Origin of the sequence: Candidatus Nitrosopumilus sp., assembly GCF_029882185.1 — an archaeon.
Taxonomy (GTDB): Archaea; Thermoproteota; Nitrososphaeria; order Nitrososphaerales; family Nitrosopumilaceae; genus Nitrosopumilus.
This window is the reverse complement of the sequence record NZ_JAOULD010000045.1, coordinates 1-8,681: the sequence shown is the minus strand read 5'-3', so window position 1 is coordinate 8,681 and position 8,681 is coordinate 1. Positions and strand designations below refer to the sequence as shown.

The 8,681-nt window shown below is 32.1% G+C and carries 13 protein-coding genes and 1 pseudogene; 7 read left to right on the top strand and 7 right to left on the bottom strand.

All coding sequences use genetic code 11. The features are described 5' to 3' along the window. The 3 genes and pseudogenes from OEW78_RS08830 to OEW78_RS08820 form a co-directional block, all read left to right on the top strand. Nucleotides 1-532, top strand: a pseudogene (locus tag OEW78_RS08830) (peptidase); the annotation flags it as partial. A gap of 86 nt (nt 533-618) precedes the next feature. Continuing rightward, on the top strand, nt 619-1,374 hold the full coding sequence (locus OEW78_RS08825; protein WP_300326942.1) for a DUF432 domain-containing protein: 756 nt from the start codon (nt 619-621) through the stop codon (nt 1,372-1,374). Further along, entirely contained in the window at nt 1,374-2,198 is an 825-nt protein-coding gene (locus OEW78_RS08820) for a mechanosensitive ion channel family protein (RefSeq protein ID WP_300326941.1), read from the top strand. The genes OEW78_RS08825 and OEW78_RS08820 overlap by 1 nt, the downstream gene beginning before the upstream one ends. On the opposite strand, the gene OEW78_RS08815 is transcribed toward OEW78_RS08820, so the two are convergent. The 4 genes from OEW78_RS08815 to OEW78_RS08800 all read right to left on the bottom strand — a co-directional run bounded on the left by OEW78_RS08815 (nt 2,199) and on the right by OEW78_RS08800 (nt 3,795). Then, nucleotides 2,199-2,480, bottom strand: a complete 282-nt coding sequence (locus OEW78_RS08815) for a hypothetical protein (RefSeq protein WP_300326940.1) — start codon at nt 2,478-2,480, stop codon at nt 2,199-2,201. Nucleotides 2,481-2,579: 99 nt separating this feature from the next. Beyond that, nucleotides 2,580-3,236: a hypothetical protein gene (locus OEW78_RS08810; RefSeq protein ID WP_300326939.1), complete on the bottom strand. Its 657-nt coding sequence runs from the start codon at nt 3,234-3,236 to the stop codon at nt 2,580-2,582. Continuing rightward, complete coding sequence (locus OEW78_RS08805; protein ID WP_300326938.1) at nt 3,233-3,598, bottom strand: hypothetical protein; 366 nt, start codon at nt 3,596-3,598, stop codon at nt 3,233-3,235. Before OEW78_RS08805 ends, OEW78_RS08810 begins: the two co-directional genes overlap by 4 nt. An 11-nt stretch (nt 3,599-3,609) precedes the next feature. Beyond that, nucleotides 3,610-3,795 carry a hypothetical protein gene (locus tag OEW78_RS08800; RefSeq protein ID WP_300326937.1) on the bottom strand — a complete coding sequence of 62 codons (186 nt, stop codon included), beginning with the start codon at nt 3,793-3,795 and terminating at the stop codon, nt 3,610-3,612. A 226-nt stretch (nt 3,796-4,021) separates the two neighbouring features. Between OEW78_RS08800 and OEW78_RS08795 the strand changes: the two genes are divergently transcribed. The 3 genes from OEW78_RS08795 (at nt 4,022) to OEW78_RS08785 (ending at nt 5,310) form a co-directional block, all read left to right on the top strand. Further along, entirely contained in the window at nt 4,022-4,456 is a 435-nt protein-coding gene (locus OEW78_RS08795; RefSeq protein ID WP_300326936.1) for a pyridoxamine 5'-phosphate oxidase family protein, read from the top strand. A gap of 139 nt (nt 4,457-4,595) precedes the next feature. After that, nucleotides 4,596-4,925, top strand: coding sequence for a pyrimidine dimer DNA glycosylase/endonuclease V (locus OEW78_RS08790; RefSeq protein WP_300326935.1), 330 nt, complete (start codon nt 4,596-4,598; stop codon nt 4,923-4,925). Nucleotides 4,926-4,995: 70 nt separating this feature from the next. After that, nucleotides 4,996-5,310 carry a hypothetical protein gene (locus tag OEW78_RS08785; protein WP_300326934.1) on the top strand — a complete coding sequence of 105 codons (315 nt, stop codon included), beginning with the start codon at nt 4,996-4,998 and terminating at the stop codon, nt 5,308-5,310. A gap of 9 nt (nt 5,311-5,319) precedes the next feature. On the opposite strand, the gene cysS is transcribed toward OEW78_RS08785, so the two are convergent. From cysS to OEW78_RS08770, 3 genes are all read right to left on the bottom strand, one after another. Further along, on the bottom strand, nt 5,320-6,705 hold the full coding sequence (gene cysS, locus OEW78_RS08780) for a cysteine--tRNA ligase (protein WP_300326933.1): 1,386 nt from the start codon (nt 6,703-6,705) through the stop codon (nt 5,320-5,322). A gap of 1 nt (nt 6,706) precedes the next feature. After that, on the bottom strand, nt 6,707-7,498 hold the full coding sequence (locus tag OEW78_RS08775) for an NAD+ synthase (RefSeq protein WP_300326932.1): 792 nt from the start codon (nt 7,496-7,498) through the stop codon (nt 6,707-6,709). Between the two features lie 248 nt (nt 7,499-7,746). Then, nucleotides 7,747-8,049, bottom strand: coding sequence for a Rieske 2Fe-2S domain-containing protein (locus OEW78_RS08770; RefSeq protein ID WP_300326931.1), 303 nt, complete (start codon nt 8,047-8,049; stop codon nt 7,747-7,749). A 75-nt stretch (nt 8,050-8,124) separates the two neighbouring features. Between OEW78_RS08770 and OEW78_RS08765 the strand changes: the two genes are divergently transcribed. Beyond that, nucleotides 8,125-8,681 (top strand): adenosylhomocysteinase (locus tag OEW78_RS08765; protein WP_300326930.1); only part of this gene is annotated, 557 nt, incomplete at its 3' end.

Below are 8,681 nucleotides of genomic sequence, written 5' to 3'. Positions count from 1 at the left end.
CTCTGATGATTCAGAATTAAGATTACTTCAGGCAGAATTGAATAGATGTGCTGAAATAACCAAGGCCTATGATAGACTCAACTGTGAAAGATCTGCAAAACATTTGATTGCCTCATATGAGTACAAGCTGATTTCTCAGTCTTTTCAAGCAGGTCCAATAACTTACTATTGGGCAGGACTTGATACTGAAGGAAGTAGTTTTGAAATTACCTCTTCTGGTCAAGCAATGCTTTATCTTAGAATGTTAGTTGAAAATACTGGTTCTAATCAAAACGAGGCATTGTTTTGTACTGGACCTGCAATCTGTAACTATGATGTTACAAACGGTAATTCTGATTACAAATACTCTCAGATGGACTTTACAAACGGTCAGTTGGTACTAAAACCGGGGGAACCAAAATTCTTCAACTTCTTCTTTGGACCAAATATTGGTGGTGGTGGAACTACTTTTGAATATGATTCAAGTAGGGATTACTACTTTAGAGTAAGTGAAGCATTTGGAAGCATTAGCATTCCTCTATATTTGGAGTAAAATCCATTTCTTTTCTATTTTTAAATACATTATTTTTTTATGATACAAGAGATTAAATTCGAGATTTTATTGTTAATGTTGAAAAGATGAGTGCTGAAACTATGGATGATACTTTTTCAAATTATGGATTATATGATATTGATGAATTTCTAGACTTAAACCTCCCAAATATCGAGATTAAAATTAAAAAAATCAGTGAAAATGTGTTTTCATACACAAGAAGAGATTCTGAAGACGATTTGATTGAGAAGATAATTCCTATCAAATCGTCTAAACTTCAAGTTGAATTGTGTCCAATCAGGCCTTTGAATTTTCCTGCTATGAGAACTTCTTTCATGTATTTGGATATTGACACGCCTGTCTTTTTGTCTGAAGATTCTTCTGCAACTGTTTTCTTACGTTGTCCTATTGAAATTGGTGTTTTCCTTGTACATGATAATCATAAGGACTCTTTGGATTGTTTCACGTGCGATCCTCTAAATTCTCGATTCTGTCTTTATGGCCCTCCTGAATCTGGCACTTTGTGTAAGTATGCCAAAACTGAGATAGTTGAATCATATGATGATTCCATTCCTTTCATTAATGCCGTTTTGAAAATAAATCTTCAAAATCAATTATCTAAAGGTCTCAGTATTGGCAAAGTTGTTTTTCAAATGTCTGAAAATTCCATTTATTATAAAGACTCAAAAGCAATATTTGACTCTCTATTTGCGGTTATGAAGAAAAAACTTACCATTGAAATAATTGATGTGAATTCTGAAAAAATTCAAACTGATTTTACTTTATCACCAACATATGAAAAAATAGAGACTGTAAAACGTATGGATATGGGTGTTGAATAATGGCTTTGGAATTCATATCCAGTTTATCTGAAATAGAAATCACTGGGGGGCTGACGCTTCTTACATTATTCATTGGTGCAATTATCATGGCAGTCGGCGTAATTGTTGCACGAACTGTTCGGATATTATTTGCAAAATATTATGCTCCTAAATTACCACAAGATTCTGCAAAAAACTTTGGCAAGTTAATTTATTTTGGAATTATAATTCTCTCATTTTTGGTTTTTACATCTACTACAGGTGTTGACTTTTCTGGACTGCTTGTTGCTGGAGGAATTTTTGGTATTGTAATTGGTTTTGCAACTCAATCTGTTGTTTCTAATTTAATCTCAGGAATCTTCTTGATGATTGAAAAACCTGTAAAACAAGGAGATAAGATCGAGATTCCTGGCTCTGATGTTTCTGGCACTTTGTTAGATATTAGCACTTTTTCTGTTCGTGTCAAAAAATTTGATGGAACTATAATTAGAATTCCTAACGAATCTTTTTTCACTTCAAACATTCGTTCATTATCTTCCACTCCTGTAAGAAGAACTGAGGCTATGATTGGAATTGCTTACAAAGAAGATATTGATGGTGCAATATCTGTAATGGATAAAGAAATTCGTAAATCGATGAAATACGTTCTAATGTTGCCTAAACCTGAATTTAGAATCAATGAGTTGGCTGATTCTAGCGTAAATATTGAAATTTTGGTATGGCATCCTAGAGATGATTGGGATCAAGTAGGCCCAATTTTACTCAAGGTTGCTAAAAAAGCCTTGGATGATAATGGAATAGAAATTCCATTCCCTCAACGTGTTATTTGGAATGCAAAAGATTAGTCATATTGCATTTGCGGCTAGTTTCTTTTGAGATTTTCTCTTCTTGAGCAAACTAAACATGATCATTCCTACATTTACAATTGAGATAATTTCAATCAAGTCTACACCATACAAGAACCAATCAATTACAGGGTGTATTCTTGAAACAAGACCTGTTTCTAACATAATGTCTGCATTCCATATCATGTGAGGTACTTGAATGAATTGAATAATTGCAATTACAATTATGCTTCCAAGAATTTTATTTTCATACCAATTCCAAAATTTATTCCATGCATTCATGAAATTACTTGGTTTTTAATTCTATTAAACAACTCGAAAATTAGACAAAACTAATTAGACTGAACTAATTTTTTTGTGCGTAAATTTTCTAAAATTAGCTTAAGCTTTTATTTTCATTTTTCTTTTTTTTATTATGATTATTGTTGGAATAGTAAACAGCATGAAAATAATCACAAATAAAATTCCTATTGAAACATAATCATTTACAAATAATTTTGTGTCTAACCATGCTTTGGGTAATAATGTAAACATATTTTCACCTGAAAAATCTTCAATTGTCCCAACTGCCAAACTATATTTTCCACTCTGATTTTTTTCGTCTGTGACAATAATGAAATATTTTCCATTGTCTGGTATTTCTGCTTTTAATTCCTGTCTTTCCCAATATGTCACTTGACCAAATGGTTCATAGAATTCATTTCCTGGAAATCCTTTTTCATAAATAATTTTTTGTATGTTTGAATTATCTTCTTTCATTAATACGAGTGTTGGAGAATAATTTTCCAACCCTTCTATTTTTGGAATTACAATACTCGCATAGAATGGGTCTCCTTGTTTGGCATCAAACGTATAAAATTTTGCTTCATTTGTGCCTAAGTTTTCATAAATTGCCCATGAAATTTTATGATCAGGAATTTGTAATGCAGTATCAAAATCTCTATGGGAATCATCATGTGGAATGAGCTTATGACCAAATGCAGGATTAATTGAAACAATAATCAAAAGACCAATTCCAAAGAAAACAATTTTTTTCAAAGAATTTCACTTAATCTCTTTAATTTTTTCAAATCTCTAATTTCGATATGGCTGCTTAATGTAACAATTTTAGCTAATTTGGGATTTGCATCTTTACCAATTTTTAACACCGTCTTACCTTGTAGTTGAATTTCCAAAGTCATTCCGCTCTTGTTCATATTTTTAGCTAATTCTTTAGCTTCTGAAAGCTTTTTGATAATTCCCTGTTTTCTAGGAATTTTTATTGGAAGATCAATTATGTTAATTACTTTTAGATTGCCACTTACACTAAAATGAATTGAAGGCTTATCATCTGTGGATATTTTGAGATTTCCATTTTGTAAGTAAGATAAAAAATTGGTTGGGAGATTATTTTTGACCATTCTCACAAACCTCATTTTGCTGTAATTGTCAATTTCCCTTTAAGAGAAACTGTACCTGTTGGAACAACTTTGCCGTTTTTTTCCACTTTACCTTTCATCTCTAGATCGTCAAAATCATAAGTGATTGAGGCATGTTTTTCAGTTAGTTTGTCAAAAACTTCAGCAAGTAGATTTGCCCATTCTTGTTCTTCTGCCATGTGGCTATTGCGCGCTAATTGTATTTAACTAGTGATAAATATCATTCCTAGTGGTAAGTTGGCACCAGTTTATAAAATTAACACTAGTTATATATGATTAAAACCATATACGAATATGGAATTAAGAATATTTTCAACTTGCAAATCATGTGGCAAGACATTTCATGAATGGTCTTGTGATCATTGCTATACGAAATCAGTAATTGGAAGATCTGGTGAATGATTAATGCAAAAAATGGATAAACTTAGTTTTGATCACTTGATTTCTGATCAAAAAATTCCAATCCGATTAGCTTTTTTGAAACCTGATGGAACTCCAAATATTATTTCTCTATGGTATGAGCAAATTAATGGAAAAATATATTGTGCAACTAAAAGTTCTTCAAAAATTGTCTCATACTTGCTAAATAACCCTGAATGTGGTTTTGAGATTGCAACGGACAAACCTCCATACAAAGGAACTCGTGGTAATGGTATTGCAAAAATTATACCTGAGGATGGAGAAAAAATTCTTTTAATTTTGATGGCAAAATACCTTGGAGAGAAAAAATCTATTTTATCAGAGTATTTAAAAAATAATGCAAAAACTGAAGTAGCAATTGAAATCACTCCTGAAAAAATTTTCAATTATGATTATTCTAAAAGAATGAAGGATGTTTGATATTTTGACAGAATTAAGGTGTCCTACATGTGGTTCTAAAAAAGTTAAAGCTGTAACTACATCTGAGATAATTGCTTCAAAAAAAAAATGCCATAACTGCAAAAAATTTTGGTTTGAATAGGATTATGGATGATACTAAATGAGAATTTGGGATGTTTCGCCAAGAAAATTATGTCGAAATCATCTGTTAGGCGAGCATAGAGAACTTCATGCTATGTGGACAGTAATTACTGAAAATAAGAAGGGTTATTCTTTACATCCTGAGACTGTTCGTTGGAAAGGGAAACTAAGAGCTCTATATTTCAGGCACGAAAAATTGGTTTTTGAGATGACTCGTAGAGGTTATTCTCATCATAGCCCATTAGACAAGAGAAAAGCAAATGGGCTTTCAATTCAGAATGTTTTCGTTGATTCACCCTCTAGACAAATTCAAATTTTAAAACAGAAAGGCTGCGATTGTAAAATTTGAATTAATTGGCACTAGACAAAAAATCTCTTGTTGGTTATATCCTGCAAATTATAAATCATAATGAGGAGAAATGCAACAAACCACACAAACAAAAACACCTCTGCTAAAATTCATGTTAATTTTAGCTGCAGCCACTTCAGTAATACTCGTTTTCACATTAACTCCTTGGAATATAGTTCCAACACTAGTTACTGAAGACGTATCGGTCATTGCTGTTACTGATTATGGCTGTGTTGGTGAATCTGTTTTAGGTTATTCTGTTGTTGTGACAGATTGTGATACAGGTGTTGGAGATGTAATTTCTGCAACATTTTATGTTCCTGCTATGGACCAAAATGGATACTATGACAGAATTGAGGGCAAACTAACAATGGTTAATCCTTAATTCTTTTCTTTATTCAGCCTTTATCTTTTCTTTGATCATCCAGATTGTTTTTCCTTTATGATCAATTAATTCCACATTCATTTCATTTAATTTCCCTCTGATTTTATCTGCTTCTTCAAATCGTTTATCTTTTCTAGCTTTTTCTCTTTTTATGATCATCTGATTAATTTCATCCTTTTGCTTCTCTGTAATTTCTGGAATTAACAGTCCTAAAATTTCTGACATTCTTTTTAATTCCTTTTTAATCAATTTGGTATTTTCGTTACCTAGTTTTTCATCTGCAGCTAACCTGTTTGCTTCTTTTACTAACTGGAAAAATGCAGATAATGCCAAATGTGTATTGAAATCATTATCCAACGCATTATCAAATTCGGTGCTTAGTTTATTTACGACTTGATCTATTTTTTCATCACTTTCATTGTTTGCATGCATCAACTCATAATGACATATTTCAACTTGTCTCCATTTGATCAGATTCTCTTTTAGCAGTTCTTCCGAATAATCAATGGGTTTTGAATAGTGTCCTGACAAACAAAATAGTCTTATGATGTTTGGTCCCCAATTTTCTAAAACATGCTTAATTGATTTTACATTGCCTATTGATTTTGACATTTTCTCTCCCTTAATTGTAACCATTCCTACATGCATCCAGATTTTTGCAAATTGATTCCCTGTAAATGATTCAGACTGTGCAATCTCATTTTCATGGTGGGGAAATATCAAATCCCTTCCTCCTCCATGAATGTCAAAATTCTCTCCAAGATACTTTATGCTCATTGCTGAGCATTCAATGTGCCATCCGGGTCGTCCTTTTCCCCAAGGACTGTCCCATACCGGTTCTTTGTTTGATAATTTCCATACTGCAAAGTCTAATGGATCCTTTTTTTCCTCATCTACCTCGATTCTAGCTCCTGATTGGAGCTCATCGATTTTCTTTTTAGATAGTTTTCCATACTCTGGAAATTTTGATACTGAAAAATAGACTCCGTTTTTTGTTTGATATGAAACTCCTTTCTCGATTAATTTTTCTATGAATTTTATAATTTCAGAAATGTGCTCCGTTGCTTTAGGATAGTTTGTTGCACGTTTTACGTTTAACCCATCAAAGTCATTATAGTAATTTTCGATATATTTTGTGCTAATTTCTTCTGCAGTTTTATTTTCTACATTGGCGCGATTGATGATTTTGTCATCTACATCTGTAAAATTTTGAATAAATTCAATTTCTATTCCCTTGCTTTCAAGATATTTTCTAAGCACATCAAAAACAATGATTGTTCTTGCATGCCCTATGTGAGATTCATCATAAACTGTCACTCCACAAAGGTATATTTTGACTTTTTTTGAAACGTCTACTTCTTGCACTGCCTTTGATAATGTGTCTTGGATTTTCATTCTAAACTCTATCTGGTTTTTGTGATGGCAATCTTTTATGTTCACTGTTTATGTGCAATTGATTTATCTTTTCAATTATTTTTTTATCAATTTGAATGGTTTTTTCAGTTTCATCAACTGACATCTTTTTTTCAAACAGGCAATACAAAATAGAATCTATTTCTTCATACGATACTCCTAATTCTTCTTCTGCTTCATGATCTTTCCACAAATGAGGGCTGCTTTTCTTTATAATCACCATTTCTGGCACTCCTAGATATTTGGCAATTTCTCTTACCTGTAGTTTGTATAATGAAACAATTGGTGTAATGTCTGATGCCCCATCTCCAAACTTTGTGAAATACCCCATCAGGTATTCGCTTTTATCACTAGACCCTAATACAAGATAGTTCTTAGAATTTGCATAATAATACAAAATATTTGTTCTAATTCTGGCCCTTAAATTCCCCTTTGCTTTCTCATTTGGTTCAAGATACATCGAATATTCATTTATAATGGGCTTGATGTCAATTAGCTTATACTCTATCCCAGTAAGTGAAATCATTTTGAGTGCATCTTCTGTTTCTGATTTTGGAGTAATTGATGTATCTGGCATTATCAATGCAAGGGTTTTATCTTGTAATTTTCTTTTACAAATGTAAGCTAAAACTGCTGAATCTATCCCCCCACTTAATCCTAAGATAACTCCTTTTGCATGAGTCTTATCAATTTGTTCTAAAAGAAATTTTTCGATAATATCAGTAATTTCAAAATAATTTTGATTTTTAATCTCGTCTAGGATTTTTTCATTCAACAATATTTTTTGAAATGATGTAAGAATAAAACTTATGCCTGATATCCAATCATATTTTGCTCATTTTGAACACACAGTATTCAATATATTTTGTTGGCATAATACAATTACAGGATAATAATCGGTGTCCAACATAACCCATACTAGCACTAGAGATGTAACTTCCTCTGTTTTGTGATTTTTTGAAATTACATAAGTTACTACCTAAATTGAACTGTCTTTTTTTAATTTATAGGGGAATTTTATGATTAAATGTCGATATAGATTCCGTCATCTCTGGCTTCCACTGGATATGTTTGTAATTTAACATCTTTAAGATAGTCTGTCAGTTCTCCTGTTTTGATATTATAATGCCAAAAATGAAGTGGGCATTCTACAATATCTCCGTCAAGTTTTCCTGGTGCAATAGATCCATCTTGATGAACACATAGATCATCTATTGCATGATATCCATCTTGATTAAAAATTGCAATTTGTTTTCCATCTACTTTGAATGCTTTTCCTTTTCCTGCTTCTACGGTGCCTTTATCTGCAATTTTCTTCCAAGTCAATATTTTTGTGTGATTCTTGTCATTTATTTACATTCGCATGATAGAATTTTATAGTAATAAAGAAAGTTTGATTTGTTGAGCAAAGTAAAATCTAGTCCAAAATTAATCAGAGAAGGAAAATTATCTTATGAATGGGCCAGATCACATATGCAAATTCTTGATAATACCATTAACCGTTACAAGAAAACAAAACCTCTAAAAGGAATTACTTTGGGATTTTGCCTTCACATTACTAAAGAGACATCTGTTTTACTAATGGGTGCAAAAGAATTAGGAGCTACTGTCGCATGTTGTGGCGGGAATCCTTTAACCACACAAGATGACATTGCTGCATTTTTGGCTTCTCAAGGCATTCATGTTTATTCTTGGCATGGGCAATCAGTAAAAGAATATGATTGGTGTATTGATCAGGTATTGAAACACAGTCCAGCAATTCTCACTGATGATGGCGCTGATATGAACATCAAAGCCCATTTTGATAAACGATTTAAAAATCTGAAAATTTTAGGAGCCACTGAAGAAACAACTGCGGGTGTAACAAGGATCAGAGCAGTAGAAAATCAAGGAAAGCTTCGCTATCCTGTTATCTTGGTCAATGAGGCATATACAAAACATATGTTTGACAACAGATA